This is a genomic window from Demequina lutea (genome assembly GCF_013409005.1).
GTDB classification, from domain to species: domain Bacteria; phylum Actinomycetota; class Actinomycetes; order Actinomycetales; family Demequinaceae; genus Demequina; species Demequina lutea.
The window spans coordinates 2,294,844-2,312,497 of the sequence record NZ_JACBZO010000001.1; the positions used below are offsets into that span (position 1 = coordinate 2,294,844).

18 protein-coding genes are annotated in these 17,654 nt (G+C 65.6%); 7 read left to right on the forward strand and 11 right to left on the reverse strand.

The features are described from left to right. Window positions 1-240: 240 nt before the first annotated feature. From BKA03_RS11085 to BKA03_RS15845, 7 genes are all read right to left on the reverse strand, one after another. A complete protein-coding gene (locus BKA03_RS11085) occupies window positions 241-1,758 on the reverse strand; it encodes an amidohydrolase (protein WP_062074000.1) in 1,518 nt (505 codons plus the stop codon). An 85-nt stretch (window positions 1,759-1,843) separates the two neighbouring features. Then, complete coding sequence (locus BKA03_RS11090) at window positions 1,844-2,542, reverse strand: phosphatase PAP2 family protein (protein WP_062074001.1); 699 nt, start codon at window positions 2,540-2,542, stop codon at window positions 1,844-1,846. Between the two features lie 163 nt (window positions 2,543-2,705). Continuing rightward, window positions 2,706-3,722, reverse strand: a complete 1,017-nt coding sequence (locus tag BKA03_RS11095) for a LacI family DNA-binding transcriptional regulator (RefSeq protein ID WP_062074002.1) — start codon at window positions 3,720-3,722, stop codon at window positions 2,706-2,708. A gap of 90 nt (window positions 3,723-3,812) precedes the next feature. Next, window positions 3,813-4,664: a carbohydrate ABC transporter permease gene (locus tag BKA03_RS11100; RefSeq protein ID WP_083971060.1), complete on the reverse strand. Its 852-nt coding sequence runs from the start codon at window positions 4,662-4,664 to the stop codon at window positions 3,813-3,815. Next, entirely contained in the window at window positions 4,664-5,692 is a 1,029-nt protein-coding gene (locus BKA03_RS11105; protein ID WP_062074004.1) for a carbohydrate ABC transporter permease, read from the reverse strand. Before BKA03_RS11105 ends, BKA03_RS11100 begins: the two co-directional genes overlap by 1 nt. A 73-nt stretch (window positions 5,693-5,765) precedes the next feature. Next, window positions 5,766-6,443 carry an extracellular solute-binding protein gene (locus BKA03_RS15840; RefSeq protein WP_500778310.1) on the reverse strand — a complete coding sequence of 226 codons (678 nt, stop codon included), beginning with the start codon at window positions 6,441-6,443 and terminating at the stop codon, window positions 5,766-5,768. A gap of 57 nt (window positions 6,444-6,500) precedes the next feature. Continuing rightward, a complete protein-coding gene (locus tag BKA03_RS15845) occupies window positions 6,501-7,091 on the reverse strand; it encodes a hypothetical protein (protein WP_369345557.1) in 591 nt (196 codons plus the stop codon). A 357-nt stretch (window positions 7,092-7,448) separates the two neighbouring features. Here BKA03_RS15845 and BKA03_RS11115 point away from each other — a divergent pair, with 357 nt between their 5' ends. Then, entirely contained in the window at window positions 7,449-7,760 is a 312-nt protein-coding gene (locus tag BKA03_RS11115) for a hypothetical protein (protein ID WP_062074005.1), read from the forward strand. Here BKA03_RS11115 and mnmA read toward each other — a convergent pair. After that, the gene (gene mnmA, locus BKA03_RS11120; protein ID WP_062074006.1) at window positions 7,757-8,842 is read right to left on the reverse strand and encodes a tRNA 2-thiouridine(34) synthase MnmA; all 1,086 of its coding nucleotides are present in this window, start codon (window positions 8,840-8,842) and stop codon (window positions 7,757-7,759) included. The two genes, BKA03_RS11115 and mnmA, sit on opposite strands and share 4 nt — an antisense overlap. 232 nt (window positions 8,843-9,074) lie before the next feature. Here mnmA and BKA03_RS11125 point away from each other — a divergent pair, with 232 nt between their 5' ends. Genes BKA03_RS11125 through BKA03_RS11135 form a run of 3 tightly spaced genes read left to right on the forward strand, consistent with a single transcriptional unit; the run spans window position 9,075 to window position 10,917 of the window. Beyond that, on the forward strand, window positions 9,075-9,275 hold the full coding sequence (locus BKA03_RS11125) for a PLDc N-terminal domain-containing protein (RefSeq protein WP_062074007.1): 201 nt from the start codon (window positions 9,075-9,077) through the stop codon (window positions 9,273-9,275). Continuing rightward, entirely contained in the window at window positions 9,272-10,168 is an 897-nt protein-coding gene (locus BKA03_RS11130; RefSeq protein WP_062074008.1) for an ABC transporter ATP-binding protein, read from the forward strand. Before BKA03_RS11125 ends, BKA03_RS11130 begins: the two co-directional genes overlap by 4 nt. Further along, a complete protein-coding gene (locus BKA03_RS11135; RefSeq protein WP_062074009.1) occupies window positions 10,165-10,917 on the forward strand; it encodes a hypothetical protein in 753 nt (250 codons plus the stop codon). The genes BKA03_RS11130 and BKA03_RS11135 overlap by 4 nt, the downstream gene beginning before the upstream one ends. 76 nt (window positions 10,918-10,993) lie before the next feature. Here BKA03_RS11135 and BKA03_RS11140 read toward each other — a convergent pair whose 3' ends face one another. Then, window positions 10,994-12,184 (reverse strand): cysteine desulfurase family protein, encoded by a 1,191-nt coding sequence (locus tag BKA03_RS11140; protein ID WP_062074010.1) that lies wholly within the window; start codon window positions 12,182-12,184, stop codon window positions 10,994-10,996. Window positions 12,185-12,283: 99 nt separating this feature from the next. Here BKA03_RS11140 and BKA03_RS11145 point away from each other — a divergent pair, with 99 nt between their 5' ends. Both BKA03_RS11145 and BKA03_RS11150 read left to right on the forward strand, forming a co-directional pair. Beyond that, window positions 12,284-13,114, forward strand: a complete 831-nt coding sequence (locus BKA03_RS11145) for an oxidoreductase (protein ID WP_062074011.1) — start codon at window positions 12,284-12,286, stop codon at window positions 13,112-13,114. Window positions 13,115-13,189: 75 nt separating this feature from the next. Beyond that, window positions 13,190-13,624 (forward strand): DUF1003 domain-containing protein, encoded by a 435-nt coding sequence (locus BKA03_RS11150; RefSeq protein WP_062074012.1) that lies wholly within the window; start codon window positions 13,190-13,192, stop codon window positions 13,622-13,624. 10 nt (window positions 13,625-13,634) lie between these two features. Here the strand turns inward: BKA03_RS11150 and BKA03_RS11155 are convergent, their stop codons facing one another. Both BKA03_RS11155 and BKA03_RS11160 read right to left on the reverse strand, forming a co-directional pair. Then, entirely contained in the window at window positions 13,635-14,606 is a 972-nt protein-coding gene (locus tag BKA03_RS11155) for an electron transfer flavoprotein subunit alpha/FixB family protein (RefSeq protein WP_062074013.1), read from the reverse strand. Then, on the reverse strand, window positions 14,603-15,397 hold the full coding sequence (locus BKA03_RS11160; protein ID WP_062074014.1) for an electron transfer flavoprotein subunit beta/FixA family protein: 795 nt from the start codon (window positions 15,395-15,397) through the stop codon (window positions 14,603-14,605). Before BKA03_RS11160 ends, BKA03_RS11155 begins: the two co-directional genes overlap by 4 nt. A 63-nt stretch (window positions 15,398-15,460) precedes the next feature. On the opposite strand from BKA03_RS11160, the gene glgX reads away from it, so the two are divergent. Next, window positions 15,461-17,650: a glycogen debranching protein GlgX gene (gene glgX / locus BKA03_RS11165; protein WP_062074015.1), complete on the forward strand. Its 2,190-nt coding sequence runs from the start codon at window positions 15,461-15,463 to the stop codon at window positions 17,648-17,650. Window positions 17,651-17,654: the final 4 nt, after the last annotated feature.

A 17,654-nucleotide genomic window follows, 5' to 3' on the forward strand; every position in this document is an offset into this window, starting at 1 on the left:
CGGCCGCGAATGTACCCGGCAAATATTCACCGAGAAACTCTGTACGCCCGGGACCATCGGCCGATAGGGCTCGTGTCCGGCGCTCCATCCCCCCTCGGAGCTCCGGTCGGCGCGAGGGCTGGGTTCGTCCCAGTCCTCGTCGTCGTTTCCGGACGGCACATCCCCACCGCACATCCGGACGGCGCATTCGGATTACGGAGCCGGATTACGGAGCCGCCGACGCGAGACGCGCGCGAGTCCCTACATGGCGTTGTACGTGACCGCGCCCGCCGTCATCGTCAGGGCGACAGGCATCACGCGCAAGGCAGAGGCCGTCAACGCGCCCGGATCGAAATCCAAGGCGACCAGGTCTGCAGGCACGCCATCCCGCACCGCCGGGAACGCCCACGTGGCGCGCAGAGCCTGGCCGATCGTCAAGGCGTTACCCGGCTCCCACGGCGACTGATTGTCGCGCGTGCGGTGCACGGCCGCCGAGATTCCCAACCACGGGTCGAGGGCCGACACGGGGGCATCCGATCCGAGACGCAGCGGCACCCCTGCGGCGGCGAGAGCGGCGTACGGGAAAGCCCTTGCGGTGCGACCCACCCACAGTGCGTCGGTCACCTCCCGGTCGTCGAGGGCATGCTCCGGGTGAATGCCTGCCGCAATCCCTAGCGCGGCAAATCGCGACAAGTCCTCATCGCGCACCAACTGAGCGTGCTCGATCGATCCTCGCGCGCCGGTCTGTTCGAAGGCATCGAGCGCCTCCGAAACGGCCCTGTCGCCGATCGCGTGGAGCGCCACCTCAAAGCCGTGATCTCGGGCATCGGCGACAACCCTTGCGAGGTCCCCGCGTGGGTGAGCAGAATGCCCGAAGTCATGAGTCTGGGGATATGGCTCAAAGCACCAGGCCGTGCGCGTATTGAGCGCGCCGTCAGCGAAAATCTTGAGCGGACCGACCGTGACCAGCCCCCGAGTGCCCTGAACACGCCTCCCTGTGCGATCCCCGCGTGCGAGGGTCGCGTCCAAGTGTTGCGGATAGACGCCGGCCTCGACACGGAGCTGAGTGACGCCGCCCGCGACGCGTGCGGCCCACGTCTCCGGATTATCCGCCATCTCCAGGTCCATGACCCCCGTAACGCCCCTCGACGCCGCCGCCGCGACCGCGTCGCCGACCAGGGCCTCCACGGCCTTCACATCCGCCGCCTCTTCGGCCTCGAGCGCAATTTCCAGATCGAAAGCGGCCTGCTCCCTGAGGAGACCCGGCTTCGCGCCGTAACGCGCCGCCGCCGCAGAATTGATCCACACGCAGTGAAGGTCGTGGCTTATCAGCACGATGGTTCGGCCGCGCTGGCCCGCCAGCACCGCCGCGTCGTCGAGGGCAAGCGCCGTGGGCACATCCGGCCACAAGGCGTCCTGGAAGCCCCTCGCGACCAGCGGCCTCGACATCGTTCCGCCGTCGTGGTCCATCCCAGCGAGCGCGTCGCTGACGGCACGCACCACCTCGGCGGCGGAGGCCAGTCCGGCGACACTCAGCCGATTCCTGTGCTTGGACCACAACGTGAAGTGGACGTGGTGATCAACGAGCCCCGGCATGAGCCAGCGCCCGTCGAGGTCGATGCGCTCCGTCCCCGAATCGGGGCGAGCGCGCACTGAGCCCGCCGGCGACACCGACGTGACTCGACCACCGGACAGACGCACGTCCACCAGGGCGTCGACGTGCGGCGAGTCGGCGCCCCAAAGTCGGGCTCGCTCAATCACCAGCGCAGATGTGGTCATGCACACAGCGTAGGGCCGCCAGCGGCACGCGCCGCAAGGCCATGGCCTCGCTACCGGCCCGGCGCTAGTGCACCGGTTGGGTGCCCTACGCCGCCAGCGGCACCCGTGCCACGCTCGCGCGCGACGCTCCATACATTCGGCGCGAGACGGCCACGGCCACCGTCGTGTAGACCACGCCAGCAAGCGCGTCAAACACATAGTGGTTGGCTGTCCCGAGGACGACGAACGTCATGGTCAATGGGTACAGCCACGCAAGATATTTCCACTTAGAACGGTTCAAAAGCACCACCGTGAGCGCACACCAGAATGCCCAGGCCACGTGGACGCTCGGCATCGCCGCATAAAGGTTGGCAAGACCGGTCGCGTTGTCACCCCAAAACAGCACGGGATGCACGGTCATGGTGTCGAGCGCGCCCGCGAGCGCGAAGCGCGGCGGAGCGAGCGGGTAGAGCCAATAGGTGGCAAGACCACCGAGCATGACGATGGCCAACGCGGTTCTCATCATCCTGTATTGGGGCTTCCTGCGCCTCCACATCCAGATCAGCACGCCCGCCGCGACCAGCATGTGCGTGGTCTGATACCAATAGCTGCCAAAGTCTGCGAGCCATTGATGCCTCACAAAGAGCGCGTTGAGGCCCGACTCGATGTTGATGCCAAGGCCCCGCTCGGCCCGCTCAATATCGAAGGCGTGCCCCATCGCGAGCGAATACCTGTCTGGAGAGGCCGACCGCATGATCGAGTAGATGCTGTAAAGCACCACCACAAGCCCGAGCTCCGTGCCCACGGGCCCACGGGCCCAAACCGACGCCACAGCATCTGGAAGAAACCCTCGGACGAGGGACCACCCGAATCGTCGTGCTGATTTGTCATAGTGGACTCACCTCGATCACGTCGGGGATATGCGCCAGATTATCTTTGCGGCGGCAAGGCCAGGGTGCATACACGGCTCACGCAGAGGCGCGAATGACCAGTTGGGTCGGAAGAATCGTCGTTCGCGGCCTGTCTTCTGCCCCGTTGAGCACGGCGATCAGGATATCCGCCATTGCCGCGCCCATCTCTTCCGAAGGTTGGCGCACGGTGGTCAGGGGCACCTCCGTCGACCTTGCGGCCTCCGAATCGTCGTAACCGACCATCGCGATATCCGTAGGCACTTGTATGCCCATGGATCTGAGCACCGTCATCGCACCCGCAGCCATCGAGTCCGAGGCCACGAAGACGCCGTCGATGGAGGGATCCTGCTCCAACACGGTGCGCATGGCCGCGGCTCCCCCGCTCAAGGTGAAGTCGCCCTCGACAACGGGTCCCGGCGTGAGGCCCGCATCGGCGAGCGCCGCAAGGAATCCCGCCTCACGCTCCGATCCGACCCTCATGTTCTTGGGACCTGTGATCGTCGCTATACGTTTGCGGCCGATCGCGATCAGTCGCTCAGTTCCCGTGCGCGAGCCGGCAACGTTGTCCACGTCGACGACGTATCCGCCTTCGATGCCCGCTGCCGGGCGCCCTCCAAAGACCACGGGGATGGTGCTCGTCAGGGTCGACAAGAATGTGTCGGCAGTGTGGTGAGAGACCACGAGCGCGCCGTCGACGTTTCCGCCTTGCAGGTAGCGCATCGTCTTGCCGTGGGGATCGGTGGAAGCCACCATCAGGTTGAGGACGTAGTCGGACTCTTGAAGCCGATCGTTGATGCCGACGATGATCGTCGCCAGGTAAAGGTCCCCGAACAAGCGGGTCATGTCCTCGGGCACGACGAGCGCGATTGCGTGTGCCTGCTTGCTAGCCAGGGAGCGCGCCGCCCTGTTGGGCACGTATCCGAGTTCCGCGATCGCCGCGCGAACAGTGCGGGCGATCTCTTCGGAAACCTTGGGGGAACCATTCACCACGCGCGAGACCGTTGCGCGTGACACTCCTGCGTGAGCGCCCACCATTTCTAGCGTGGGCGCGGACGGCGCCTTTAGCGTTCGCATACTGCGTCGGCCTCCTGAGGTTGGGGGCCCCGGTGGAGGCCCGGTCGCGCACTGGCGACACGAACCCTCCCACCAGGGACTCTCATGAATTTAGCCCTTCACAGCACCCTGCATGATGCCAGCGATCAGTTGCTTGCCTGCGAACAAGAAGAGCAGGAGAAGCGGAATCGTCGCCAGTACCACGCCAGCCAAGACCAACGAGTAGTCCGTGAACTTCTCTGCTTGAAGCAAGCGCAGCGCCACCGGCAACGTCGGGTTCTGGTTGTTAAGCACGATGAATGGCCAGAAGAAGTTGTTCCACGTGGCCACGAAGGTGAACAGCCCGAGCATCGCCGCCGCCGGACGCGCGGCGGGAAGTGCCACGTGCCAGAAGACACGAATCATGGAACATCCGTCAACGCGCGACGCCTCGATCAACTCGGTGGGCAGCGACTGTGTCAAGTACTGCGTCATCCAGAACACGCCGAACGCCGTCACCAAGGCCGGAATGATGACCGCGCCGAGGTGCCCGGTCCAGCCGTACTTCTGCATGAGGATGTACAGCGGAACCACGCCAAGTTGCACCGGAACGGCCATCGTCGCAATCACGGCAATGAGCAACGGGCCGGAGCCCTTGAACCGCAGCTTTGCGAATGCGAAGCCGGCCAACGTAGACAGCGCCACGGTGCTCGTCGACACCGTCAGCGACACGATCAAGGAGTTGCCGAGCGCCTTCCAGAAGTGGACGGAGGGGCTGTTGATCACATAAGAGGCGTTGTGCAGGAAGTTGCCTCCCGGCCACCACGACATGTTGGGATCGTTGATGGTGTACGAGTTACCGGAACCGATCAGGAACGACCAGTAGAAGGGGAACAACGAGCCCAGAATCACCACGCCCAACACGACATAGACGAAGTTCGACGGGCGCCCGGCGCCGCGGGGCTTCCTGGTCCTGGGCGCCATTACTTGCCTCCTACTTGAGCGATCTTCTGCGATACCTTTTTGGACTTCTTCACGGCGTCTTCGCCGGAGACAAACCTACGAGCCACCCAGGTATTGATCAGCGTGATGATCATAATGAGCACGAACAGCAGCCAAGCAACCGCGGCCGCACGACCAAAGTTGAAGTCGAGCCAACCCATGTTGTACATGTACAGCGTGATCGTGAGCCACTGTTTGTTTGCCCCACCACGACCGAATGGGTCGTAGATCAACGGCTCCTCAAAGATCTGCAAGCCACCGATGGTGGACATGATGATCACGAAGACGAACGTGGGCCTGATCTGCGGAATCGTCAAGGAAATGAAGCGACGCACCGCGCCAGCTCCGTCGACCTCGGCGGCCTCGTAGAGGTCTCGAGGGACGGCTTGCATGGCCGCGAGCAAGATGAGGGTGTTGTAGCCAGTCCATCTGAAGTTCACCATCGTGGCGATCGCCATATGGCTGGGAATCACGCTGGTGTGCCACAGGATCGGGCTGATACCGAAGTCAGCGAGAGTGTTGTTGATGAGTCCGTGCTGGTCGCCGAACATGTTGGAGAAGATCAACGCCACGGCGATAGGTGCCACCACGTAGGGCAACAGAACGCCCATTCTCCAGAAGGTCTTGGCGCGCAAATTCTGGTCGAGCATCGCGGCGATCAGCGTGGCGGCGACAATCTGGGGCACGGACGACAACAAGAAGATCGAGAAGGTGTTGCGCATGGCCTTCCAGAAGTTCGGGTCGTGAAGGACCCACGAGAACTGCTGCAGACCGACAAAGGTTCCCGTTCCACGAATGTGGTCCCAGTTCTGCATCGAGATGAAGGCGGTGTACAGGATCGGGAAGAGCCCGGTGATGGCAAAGACGAGAAAGAACGGGGCGATGTACAGGTACGGCGAATACTTGACGTCCCAACGTCCGCGACGCTGCCGCCACGTGAGCGGCAGTTTGGTGCGCGACCGGTCCCCGGGAGTCTTCACGCCGTCAGGCTCAGTAGTGATGCTTGACATGGAGGTCCTTCGTGAAAGTTGAGGGCGCAACGATCCGGGCCACCCTTAAAGGCGTGGCCCGGATCAGAGCACATTAACCGAGCGCCTTGATCTCCGTCATTGCCTGAGCCCAAGAGGTCGCGGGGTCCTGCGAGCCATCCTCGACACGCGTGAGCGCGTTCTGCATGACGTCGTTGACCTTGAAGTAGTTCTGACCCTTGAACGGTGCGACGATACCCTGAGAACGGTTCTTGAAGATCGTTCCGAGGGTGGTCGAGTTGAAGAACGTCGCGTTGGTCGGGGCAGCGCCCGCGGCCATTGCAGCGTTCAGCGAGGCCTCGTCGTCAAGCGCCTTGACCTGGCTCGGGAACGTGCCCGCTGCGGCCAGCGCCTTGAGCTGCTGCTCAGGAGCGGTCAGCCATGCGGCCAGTTCCGTTGCGGCTGCAACGTTCTTGCCATCGGCAGGAACGGTGAGGTACGAACCGCCCCAGTTACCAGCGCCACCGGGGAAGACGTCTGCGACGTTCCACGTGGTGGTGTTGGGGGCGTCACCCTTGATGACACCAAGCATCCAGCCTGGGCACAGCATGGTGGCGAACTGGCCGTTCGCCATGCCTGCTGCCCAGTCAGTGGACCACTCGGCGAGGTGAGCGGACTCCGTGGTCGACGCGGTCGTCAACTGGTCCCAGATCGCCTTGACGTCAGGGTTGGTCGTTGCGGTGACCGCACCGGTGGCCGGGTCTTCGTAAGCAGCCTTGACCTGGTTGATCATGCCCTGGTATGTAGCACCAGCGCTGTCGAACCACGCCTTGCCGGTGGCCTTCGTGTACTAGTCACCAACCTTGAAGTACGTGTCCCAACCGCCCGTAAGCAGCGTGGCAACAGCGGCGGGGTCGGTCGGAAGACCGGCTGCCTTGAAGAGAGCCGAGTCGTAGCAGACAGCCTCGGGGCCGATGTCGGTTCCGTAGGCAATCAGGCGACCCTTTGAGTCAGTTGCCGCAGCGGTCTTCCAGTCAAGCCAACGGCCCTTGACATCGGGACCGTTGGTCAGGTCTGCGAGAAGGTCGGCGTACTGCATGACCTCGGGCAACCAGTCAACCTCGATGGCCTCGACGTCATCAAGACCGCCGGCGCCGAGCTTGGCGAAGTAGTTGGTACGAGCGTCGTTCGACGTCGCAGCGACGTCCTGAACAACGGTGATGTTCGGGTGCAGCGTCGTGTATTCAGCCAACAGAGCATCGGTGTAACCGAAGTCGTTGAACGTTGCGACGTGCAGCGTGATGGGCGCCTGGCTGGTCGACGATGGGGCGACCGACGAACTGGGCGTTGTCTTCGCGCTGCTGCAACCAGCAACGAGAAGGGCGAATGCCGTGGCACCAGCGGCGATGCCGAGGGCCTTGTGGCGGCGTGAGAAGCTCACGTTCACTCCTTTGTGATGTAGGGATGATACAGACCCAATGAGAGCGCTCTACTCCCGTGTGAGAGCGCTCTTTCGAATCGCTCTCACGGTAGGTCTGGGCGGCCATGCACGTCAATCGACAGGGCCCCTTGGAGCCGATTCGTCATCGAATCGTTACCAATGAGTTTCGATTGTTGGGTCGAACTCGGACTTGACCCGGTTCGATTCGAAAACCGGGCATCACCGGCGTCAATCGCGCTTGCCAGCAAATGCTGGGCCGTTGGTCCTTGGTGTGCATTCATGGCGGCCCGCAACCCTTCGGCTCGAGAGCATTTCGCCTCGCCCCCCAAGTAAAGAGTGAAAAAGAGATGACCGATCATGAGGCGCGATGTTGCGCGGCCCCTCGGGACCGCCAGGGAACTGCCCGAGTGGCAGGACGACGTGCAACGGGCCTTCCGTCAGTCCTTAGGAGACGCCGACGCGAGCCTGTCGGGGGTCTTTGGCCCCGCGCTCGACGTCGAGGAGAACGTGCTGACGATCACGGTCCTCGAGTCCGAGTCCGCGAAGCCCCACGGGGTCTCGATCGCCACGGAGGAGCGAGGCACCCCCCGCCAGGCGCCACCGCGAGTGCGGCGCACTCCGCCCACTCGTAGTGGCCGCCCCGCCATTCTCAGGCGGGCGCCGCGCTAGACCTCGCGCTTGGCGATGGTCGCTTGCGCGATCACTCGGGTCCCTTGGTAGACCACCAACGACTGCCCCGCTGCGACCCCTCGCATCGGTTGATCGAGTTCGACGAGCATCCGGTCACCTGCGAGCGTCACGGTCCCTGCGACCGGCTCGCCATGTGCCCTCACTTGCGCCAGGCAGGGCGTCGGGTCGGCCGCGGGAACGTCTGGGGCGAGCCACACGACGTCCTCGCCGACAAGTTGACGGACCGATAACAGCGTCTCGGGACCGACCACCACGACATTGCGCGCGGTATCAACCTCGGTGACATAGCGGGGCGCACCGTCGGCCGCAGGGCGCGGCAGTCGCAAGCCCTTGCGTTGGCCCACCGTGTACGCGTAGGCGCCGGTGTGAGCGCCGACGACCTCGCCGGTTTCATCGACGATCTCGCCCTCGTTCTGGCCCAGGGCACGCTCAAGGAAGCCCTTGGTGTCGCCGTCGGCCACGAAGCAGATGTCGTACGAGTCGGGCTTGTTGCTGACACCCAGCCCGCGCGCGGCGGCCTCGGCACGCACCTCCGACTTGGAAGAGATTTCCCCGAGGGGGAACATCGCCCGCGCCAACTTTTGCGGCCCCATGACGGCCAGCACGTACGACTGGTCCTTGGCGGCATCGGCCGCCCTGTGCAGCTCACGGATCCCGTCGTCACGGATCACAATGCGGGCGTAGTGACCCGTCGCCACCGCATCGAAGCCAAGTGCGTCGGCCCGTGCGAGCAGCGTGTCGAACTTGATGTGCTCGTTGCAGCGCACGCAGGGGTTGGGAGTGCGGCCCTTTGAGTACTCGCTCAGGAAGTCGGTCACCACGAGGTCGTGGAACTCGTCGCTCAGGTCCCACACGTAGTACGGGATGCCCAGCTTGTCCGCGGCGCGACGCGCATCGTTGCTGTCCTCGACCGAGCAGCAGCCCCGCGATCCCGTGCGGTACTCGTCGCGGTTACGACTGAGCGCCATGTGGACGCCGACGACCTCGTGCCCCGCGTCGACCGCGCGCGCGGCAGCCACGGCGGAGTCGACTCCGCCCGACAAGGCTGCAAGAACGCGCATGGGGAACTCCTGGGAACCAACGGGGACCCCCCCATCGTACGGGGGCTATTCACGTTGCACGCATGGGCGCCGAGCCGGAGGGCCACGGAGGCGAGGGCTCCCCTGGCGGCGCTATTCAAACTGTGCTATTAATACTAGAACAGTGCCGTTTATCCGAGACTCGACCCCGATGGCACGTCGTCAGAAGGCACGGCCCTGAGAAAGCCCCGTCTTTAGAAAGCAAGGTCTAGCAATGAACTCCAGCATTCCCTGGGCGGGACTGATCCCCGTAGCCGTCCTGATCGTCGGCTTCATGATCTATTGCATCGTCGATATCGCGCGCCACGACGTGAAGCACCTCCCGAAGTGGGCCTGGATCGTGATCTCCTGCGCGAGCATCCCGGTGGGAGGAATCATCTACCTGCTCGTCGGCCGAGACTCGAACCGCTCATGATCCGCACGCACGGGCTGGTCAAGCGCTACGGCACCCACGCGGCCCTCGATGGCGTCGACCTGGAGGTACCGGCCGGTTCGGTGTACGGACTCGCAGGGCCCAACGGCGCAGGCAAGACCACGCTGCTCGGAATCCTGGCGGGCCTCAGGAAGGCGACGGAGGGCGAGGTGACTGTCGCAGCGGAGACCGGCGAGGTCGCGGTGCTCCCCGACACTCCGCGTTTCGACCCGTGGCTCACGGGTAGGGAGGTGGTCGCGCTGGCGCTCACGCTCGGTTCGGGGACTCACTCCGTGACGACCCGCGAGGACGCAGAGCGAGTCGACGAGGTCCTCGAGCAGTCGGGGTTGACGGACGCCGCGCGACGGCGCTGCGGCGGCTACTCGCGCGGCATGCTCCAACGTCTCGGGATCGCCTCCACCCTGGTGGCGCGGCCCTCGCTGATCCTGCTCGACGAGCCCGCCTCCGCCCTCGACCCGCAAGGCAGACGGGAGGTGCTCGACCTCATCAACACGCTGCGCGGCCACGCGACGGTGCTGTTTTCAAGCCACATCCTTGGCGACGTCCAAGAGGTGTGCGACACCGTCGGGATCCTGCACCACGGCCGACTGCTGTTCCAGGGCCCGCTTTCCGATCTGCTCGTGGGACGGGCCGTGCCTCGGTACGAGCTGCGCGTCAGGGACGGGGCCGATGCCGTCGCGGGCGCCCTTTCGCGAGAGGCCTGGGTGAGTTCCGCTACGGCGGCAGAAGGAGGAATCGTGCACGTCGAAGTCAGATCGCTTGCCGACGCCGAACGCCACCTGATGGGCGCGCTCGCCGCGACCGGGGCCTCGGTGGTGTCCATGCGGCCGGAAGAGGTATCGCTCGAGCGCGCATTCCTGGAGCTGACCTCATGAGCCCCTGGCGACTTGAATACTTGCGCCTCACTCGCACCAAGAAGTGGGTGGCGCTCGCGAGCGTGTACATCGGTTTTGGCCTCGTCGGGCCTCTCACCGCCAGGTACATCAAGGAGATCTTGTCTCGCGTCGGGAGTTCGGATGGCACCGTCATTACAGTGCCCGACCCAACCCCGGCCGATGGCATGGTGCAGTTCGTGTCGAATGCCGCCCAGATCGGCACCCTCGTCGTCGTGATCGTGGCCGCAGGCGCGCTCGCGTTTGATGCGATCCCCGAGATGGGCGTGTTCCTGCGCACGAGGGTGAGCCCCGCGTGGAAGATCCTCGTGCCGCGAGTCGTCGTGTCGTTCCTCGCGGCCGCCGCCGCGTTCCTGCTCGGCACGGGGGTCGCGTGGTACGAGACGTGGGCGCTCATCGGCGCCCCACCGACCGCGCCGGTGCTTGCGGGTGCGGCGCTCGGGGTCGCGTTCCTCGCCTTCGTCGTCGCGCTCACGGCCGCCGTCGCGCAGCGCATGCGATCCGTGTTGGGCACGGTCATGACGTCACTCGTGGTGCTCATCGCGATGCCGCTCTTGGGCCTCGCTCCCGCCATAGCGCGCTGGCTTCCCACGTCGCTCGCCAACGCGCTCGCCGACCTTCCGGCGGGAGGGACGCTGAACGACTACTGGCCCGCCTTGGGGGTCTCGGTGGTCGCGACAATCCTGCTGATGTGGGCGGCGTTCGCATGGGCCGGTCGTCGCGAGGCGTAGCGCTCACGCCTGGCCGGTGAGAAACCCCGCGAGATGGCCAGCGAGAGATGCTCGCGGCCGAGCACGTAACGAGCGGCTAGCGCCTCGCCCTTTCGACCACTTCCGGGATCACCGCAATCACGGCATCGACGTCCGCCTCCGTCGACGTCCAGCCGAGCGAGAATCTGATGGTCGACGTCGCGTCAGCCTCGGAACGACCCATGGCAATCAACACATGGCTCGCCTGCACCACTCCGGCGGTGCATGCGGAACCCTGGGACGCGTCGATGCAGCGGGAGTCGAGGCCGTAGAGCAAAGCGTCGGCGTTCGCGCCTGGGAACGCGAAGTGCACGATGTGCGGCGCCCGCACGCCTACTCCACCTCCGGAAGTGGGCCGTGAGGTACCCGGTTCGGGGCCACTCAGCACCCCAGTGGGGCAAGAGGTACCCACACCCTCGATCAGGCGCGTCGCGAGCCGAGTGAGCCGTGCGCGCTCGACCTCGCGCGTCGCCACCGCCTGCTCAAGCGCGACGGCAAATGCCACCGCACCGGGGACGTCGAGGGTTCCCGATCTCACGCGCCTTTCTTGCCCGCCCCCATGGTTCAGGGGCACGAGCCGGACATCGCGCCGTGCGACAAGGGCCCCAACACCAACCGGGCCGCCAAACTTGTGTGCGCTTACGGCCATCGTCGCGAGTCCGCTCGCCGCGAAGTCCACACCCTCATACGCGATCGCTTGGGCCGCGTCACTGTGGACAGGAACCCCCGCGCTCGTCGCGAGCGCGACCACCGCCCCGATCGGCTGCACGGTCCCCACCTCGTTGTTGACCCACTGCACCGACACAAGTGCGGTCTGCGACGCATGCCCGTCAAACTCCCGCGCAAGAGCGTCGAGCCCCAGTAGCCCCGTCGCGTCCACGGCGAGCTCGACCACGGGTACCTGATGACCCACTGCGAGCCACCTAGCTGGGTCCAAGGAGGCGTGATGCTCCACTTGCGTGGTGACGAGGCGACGGCGGCCGGGATCGGCATCGATGCTGGCCCACACCCCGCCCTTGATCGCAAGATTATTGGCCTCAGTCGCACCCGATGTGAATACCACCTCGGTGGGATGTGCACCCAGAGACGCAGCGATGCGCTCGCGCGCGTCCTCGAGCCGCGCCCGGGCCTGGCGACCCGCAGCGTGCAGCGACGAGGGATTGCCGCCCTCCTCGGAGGCCTCGAGCCAGGCCTCGCGCGCGGCCGGCCGCATCGGCGTGGTCGCGGCGTGGTCGAGGTAGTGGCGCATGTGGCCATCGTAAGCGGGGCCTTCCGCAAGGCTCCGGGCACGCCCCTCGGCCGAACGCGCGGGTAACGTGGCAGCAGACTCCCTCGGAAGGACTCCCCTATGGCCACCTGGCTCATCACCGGCTGCTCAACTGGCATCGGCCGTGCCACTGTGGAGGCGGTCGCTCGCCGCGGTCACACCGTGGTGGCGACGGCCCGACGGCCCGAAACCCTCGACGACCTCGCCGCAGCGTATCCAGACCTCGTGGTCCCCCTCGCCCTCGACGTCACGGAGGAAGCATCGGTCGACGCGGCGGTCAGCGCGGCCCTCACCGCCGTCGGGCCCGTCGACGTCTTGGTCAACAACGCTGGTATTGGATACTTTTCGACGATCGAGGAGTCGGACGCCGGCGACGTGCGCGCCATGATGGAGGCCAACTTCTGGGGTGTGGCCCGCGTGACAACGGCGCTGCTCCCGCACTTCCGCGAACGCCGCGCCGGCCACATCCTCACCGTCTCATCGATCGCCGGAGTGCGCGGCTCGGTGGGCCTCGGCTACTACTGCGCGACCAAGTTTGCGGTGTCCGGTTTCATGGAGTCGCTCGCCGCGGAGGTGGGACATCTCGGCATCAAGGTCACCGTGATAGAGCCCGGCCCCGTTCGCTCACTGTGGATTCCCTCGGGCGCGAAAAAGGAAGAAATCCTCCCCGACTACGAGGCCGTGATGCGCCCGTTCTGGGACCGCATCAACGGACTACCCGGAAAACAACCGGGATCGCCCGAGGCCCTCGCGGAGGCCATGCTCGCACTGGTCGACGCCGGCGAGCCCCCTCTTCACTTCATTGCGGGAGCGCACGCGCTCGCGGGGACTCGCACCAAGATCGAACGCCTCACGGCCGACGTCGACACCTGGGAAAACCTCACGCGTTCCGTCGATCGCCCCGCGGGCTAGGGGCGAACGAGCTTCAAAGGCGCGAACTAAGGTCGTTGCGAATTTCGGTCGGGCGCTGGCGTAATCTCTGAAAACATGACGCCGAACAAGACCACCAGTGCCCGTGTAGTCCGCGCCAAGAACTGGCACCAGGCGCACAAGGAGCACCTCACTTCAGGCGAACGGGCCGCCGACTCCATGCGCAACTTCATGGGCAGTTGGGGCTTCGTCACCGGCTTCATCGTGTTCATGATCCTGTGGGCCACCGCCAATTCGGTCGCGAAGGGCTGGGACCCGTATCCGTTCATCCTGCTCAACCTGTTCCTGAGCATGCTGGCAGGAATGCAGGGTGCCATCCTGCTGATCGCCGCCAGGCGGCAGGATGCCATCGCGGCCGCACTCGCCCAGCACGACTACGACACCAATGTGGCAGCCAAGAAGGACATCGAGATGCTGCTCGCCATCAACAACCGTCAGGTCGAGATGATCGAAGAATTGCACGCGCTCGTGACAAAGCTGAGCGCTAAGTAGGGCGGGGCCCTCAGGCTAGGCGAGCCGCCTTCAGGGCGGCGATCGCTTGCGGCAGTACGTCGCCCAGATCCCCGACGACGCCGAAGTCCGCAATCTCGAAGATCGGCGCATCGGGGTCGATGTTGACGGCCACGATCGTTCCGGAGGCCTGCATCCCTCCACGGTGGTGCACCGCTCCGGAGATTCCGCACGCGACGTACAGCGCGGGAGTCACCGTCACGCCCGTCTGACCCACCATGTGTTCATGGCTGATCCAGCCCTCGTCGGTCGCGTCGCGGGACGCTCCCACGGCCGCGCCGAGCACGTCGGCCAGTTCGCGCACGAGCGTGTAGTCGCCGCTCGTGCCTCGACCGCCCGAAACGACGACGGCGGCCTCCGACAGAGGCACGCCCTCCTCTCGCGCCACGGGGGTCACCGAGGCGAGCGTCTCGCGCATCTTAGGAAGGGCAGCGAGCACGCCGACGAGCTCGGCGGCTCCCGCGGTCGCGGCAGGCTCGGCCTTGGTCGTGTTGGGCCGCAAGGCGACGATCGCACGGTCCGCGTTGACGCGCGTGCGCACGTTCCACGTGGCGGCGAATACCGTCTGCAGCGCCTCGACGCGCCCGTCGACCATCTCGGCACCTGCGGCATCGACGACGACGCCCGCACCAGTCGCGAGCGCGAGGTGCGTGGCGATCTCCTTATTGACGAACGTCGACACCATCAGCACGAGCGCGGCATCGCCCGTCGCGGCGGCAAGCGCGGCCGCGGCGGTCTTGGGGTGACGCGCCCGCTCGCCGATCGCGAGGACGCGCACCTCCTCCGCGCCGTACGCACCCAAGGCGGCCACCGCATCGGCGGGAGGTTGCTCACCCATCCACACGGCAATGGGACGCCCAATCGTGCGGGCGAGCGTCAGCGCCTCGAAAGAGGGCTGAGCGATGCCGGATCCGGCACTCTCGGAATCGCGGTGCTCCACGAGCACGGCAACGGTCGCGGTCATGCGAGCCCCCTCTCGATCAGGAATGCGGCCAGCTGCTGGCCGCCCTCGCCCTTGTCGGTCACGACCACGCGGTTCTCGCGTGGCGGTCGCGGGGAGGCGTCGACGACGGTGGTGCGGGCGGCCATGGCGCCCACGGTCACCGGATCGACGCCGATGTCCGACAGGCTCCACGTCGTCACCGGCTTGGCACGGGCCGCCATGATGAGCTTGAAATTGGGGTAGCGAGCCTTGTTGGCCTCGTCGGTGACGGACACGAGAGCGGGCAAGGCCGCCGTGACGGTCTCGTGGGCATCGGGCAGGTGGCGCTCGATCGTCGCGGTGCCATCGGCGACCTCGAGGTGCGACGCAAGGGTCAATTGGGCCACATCGAGCTCGGCCGCGAGAGCCGTGGGCAGCATCGACGTGAGCCCGTCGAGCGCGGCCATGCCGGTGATCACGAGATCAACGGCGCCGTCCTTCTCGATCTCGCGCACGGCCGCAGCGAGCACCGTCGCGGTGCCAAACACGTCCGAGCCAGCAATGCCAGCGTCGGAGACGTGGATGGCGTGATCGACACCCAACTGGAGGGCCTTGCGCACGGCCGCCACGGCGTCGGCGCCGCCCACGGTCAGCGCGTAGACCTCGCACTCGCCCTCGGGGAGCGACTCCCTGAGTTGGAGGGCTGCCTCGACAGCGTTCTCATCCAACTCATTCATGGTTCCGTCGTCCGCAGTGCGCGTGACGGAGCCCTCGGTGAACGAGCGGGTGGATTGCAGGTCGGGCACGAACTTGACTGTGACCACTATGCGCATGGATGAAGACTACCGGGGGCTACGGATGACGCCCGCGAAACCACACCAGTGCAGAATGGGGCCATGCCTCGCCGCAAAACAGCGCCACCGGTTTCCGCCACCGGCCCTGTACCTCCCGCACCCGATCCATTCCGTCTTGGAGTCCACCCCGTCGACGGCGGCGCCTCGGTGTCTGTCTTTGCTGCACACGCGACCGGCGTCGACCTGTGCCTGTTCGACGATGCGGGTGCGGAGACGCGCGTCCCTCTCAACGGCCCGTCGCACGGGAACTGGCACGGATTTATCGCGGGGATCGCCGCTGGTCAACGCTATGGGTTCCGCGCATCGGGACCCTGGGCCACCAAGCGCGGCCACCGTTACAACAAGGCGAAGCTCCTGCTCGACCCCTACGGGAGGGGAATCGACGGCCTCCTCTCGGACTCGACCGCGCCCGGTGCGAGCGTGCTCAACTCGAACCGCGACGGCACCGACTCCGCTCCGTTCATGCCCCGGTCCGTGGTGATGCCCAGTCACGACGGCCCTCTCCCCACCCCCAAGCCGCATACTCCGTGGCGCGACACCGTGCTCTACGAGGCGCACGTCAAGGGCTTCACCCAGCTGATGCCCGACGTCCCCGAGGAACTGCGCGGCACGTACGCGGGACTCGCACATCCGGCCTCCATCAAGCGCCTCACCGACCTTGGCATTACGACGATCGAGCTTCTTCCCGTGCATTCGTCGGCGTCGGAACCGCACCTCGACAACCTCGAGCTCAGCAACTACTGGGGCTATTCGACGCTCAGCTTCTTCGCGGCGAACGCGTCATACGCCACCGCGAGGGCGCAGGCGGCAGGTGCAGCCGCGGTGCGGGACGAGTTCAGAGGAATGGTCGACCTCCTCCACCAGGCGGGGCTCGAGGTCATTCTCGACGTGGTCTACAACCACACGTGTGAGGGCGGCTGGGGCGACCGTGTCGTGAGCTGGAGAGGCCTCGACAACTTCTCGTATTACCGCCACAACCCCATGAACCCGCAGCACTACGACGACGTAACGGGCACCGGCAACACCCTCGACTTCTCCAACCCTCCCGTGATCAAGATGGCCTTGGATTCGCTCAGGTACTGGTCCGATGTCATGGGCGTCGACGGCTTCCGCTTCGACCTTGCGGCGACTCTGGGCCGCACCATGAGCGGCTTCTCGACCAACCATCCGTTCCTGGTTGCCCTCACCACAGATCCCGTGCTGGGATCGACCAAGCTCATCGCCGAGCCCTGGGACCTGGGAATGGGCGGCTGGCAAGTCGGGGGCTTCCCTTCGCCGATGTCGGAGTGGAACGACCGCTTCCGCGACTACGTCCGCGACTATTGGCTCACGTTTGGCGCCGGAATTGTCGGCGCACGCAACCACGCGACGGCACCCGAGCTCGCCACCCGTCTCGCGGGATCGGCCGACCTCTTTGGCCACACCGAGCCGTACGGGATGCGTGGCCCCATGGCGTCCATCAACTTCGTGACGGCGCACGACGGGTTCAGCGCGCACGACCTCACCGCGTACAACAGCAAGCACAACGAGGCGAACGGCGAACACAACAGGGACGGAACGGACAACAACCGGTCGTATAACCACGGAGTCGAGGGACCGTCGGACGACGCCGAGGTGTTGCGCGGCCGGCGGCGATCGCTACGCAACCTCATGGGCACGCTGCTGCTCTCCGCGGGCACACCGATGATCCTCGCCGGCGACGAGATTGCTCATACCCAGGGCGGGAACAACAACGCGTATTGCCAAGACAACGAGATCTCCTGGATCAATTGGGAGACCGAGCCATGGCAGGAACACGTGCGCGACACGGTCGCCCACCTCATCGCCCTGCGCAAGGCGCACCGCGTATTGCGGCACACGCGGTTCTACGATGGAGTTGACGAGGACCCGCGCGACAACCTCCACCGGGCGGACTCGGCATGGTTCACCATCGATGGAGAACACGAACATGAGGACTGGTGGGAAGACCCCACCACGCGAGTGGTGCAATTCATGCGATCGCTGTCGGACCCCGATGCGGCGGATTCCCTGCTGGTTATCAACGGCTCCCGCGTGTCGGCCTCCGTCACCATTCCGGCCGACGATGGGGCGCCGTGGTCTCTCGTGTGGGACAGCGTCTGGGAGTCACCCAGCGAGCGCCCGGCGGACATGGTCGCGCCCGGATCGGTCACCGAAATGGAGCACATGACGATGCGCCTCTACGTCACCACACCCGGCCAAGAGCGCAGGTGAAGGT

What these genes read in the sequence shown, in the direction of transcription:
- BKA03_RS11085 (WP_062074000.1), bottom strand. Translation starts at nt 1,758, where the DNA reads ATGACCACATCTGCGCTGGTGATTGAGCGAGCCCGACTTTGGGGCGCC.
- BKA03_RS11095 (WP_062074002.1), bottom strand. Translation starts at nt 3,722, where the DNA reads ATGCGAACGCTAAAGGCGCCGTCCGCGCCCACGCTAGAAATGGTGGGC.
- BKA03_RS11100 (WP_083971060.1), bottom strand. Translation starts at nt 4,664, where the DNA reads ATGGCGCCCAGGACCAGGAAGCCCCGCGGCGCCGGGCGCCCGTCGAAC.
- BKA03_RS11105 (WP_062074004.1), bottom strand. Translation starts at nt 5,692, where the DNA reads ATGTCAAGCATCACTACTGAGCCTGACGGCGTGAAGACTCCCGGGGAC.
- BKA03_RS15840 (WP_500778310.1), bottom strand. Translation starts at nt 6,443, where the DNA reads ATGATCAACCAGGTCAAGGCTGCTTACGAAGACCCGGCCACCGGTGCG.
- BKA03_RS11115 (WP_062074005.1), top strand. Translation starts at nt 7,449, where the DNA reads ATGAGGCGCGATGTTGCGCGGCCCCTCGGGACCGCCAGGGAACTGCCC.
- mnmA (WP_062074006.1), bottom strand. Translation starts at nt 8,842, where the DNA reads ATGCGCGTTCTTGCAGCCTTGTCGGGCGGAGTCGACTCCGCCGTGGCT.
- BKA03_RS11125 (WP_062074007.1), top strand. Translation starts at nt 9,075, where the DNA reads ATGAACTCCAGCATTCCCTGGGCGGGACTGATCCCCGTAGCCGTCCTG.
- BKA03_RS11130 (WP_062074008.1), top strand. Translation starts at nt 9,272, where the DNA reads ATGATCCGCACGCACGGGCTGGTCAAGCGCTACGGCACCCACGCGGCC.
- BKA03_RS11135 (WP_062074009.1), top strand. Translation starts at nt 10,165, where the DNA reads ATGAGCCCCTGGCGACTTGAATACTTGCGCCTCACTCGCACCAAGAAG.
- BKA03_RS11140 (WP_062074010.1), bottom strand. Translation starts at nt 12,184, where the DNA reads ATGCGCCACTACCTCGACCACGCCGCGACCACGCCGATGCGGCCGGCC.
- BKA03_RS11145 (WP_062074011.1), top strand. Translation starts at nt 12,284, where the DNA reads ATGGCCACCTGGCTCATCACCGGCTGCTCAACTGGCATCGGCCGTGCC.
- BKA03_RS11150 (WP_062074012.1), top strand. Translation starts at nt 13,190, where the DNA reads ATGACGCCGAACAAGACCACCAGTGCCCGTGTAGTCCGCGCCAAGAAC.
- BKA03_RS11155 (WP_062074013.1), bottom strand. Translation starts at nt 14,606, where the DNA reads ATGACCGCGACCGTTGCCGTGCTCGTGGAGCACCGCGATTCCGAGAGT.
- BKA03_RS11160 (WP_062074014.1), bottom strand. Translation starts at nt 15,397, where the DNA reads ATGCGCATAGTGGTCACAGTCAAGTTCGTGCCCGACCTGCAATCCACC.
- glgX (WP_062074015.1), top strand. Translation starts at nt 15,461, where the DNA reads ATGCCTCGCCGCAAAACAGCGCCACCGGTTTCCGCCACCGGCCCTGTA.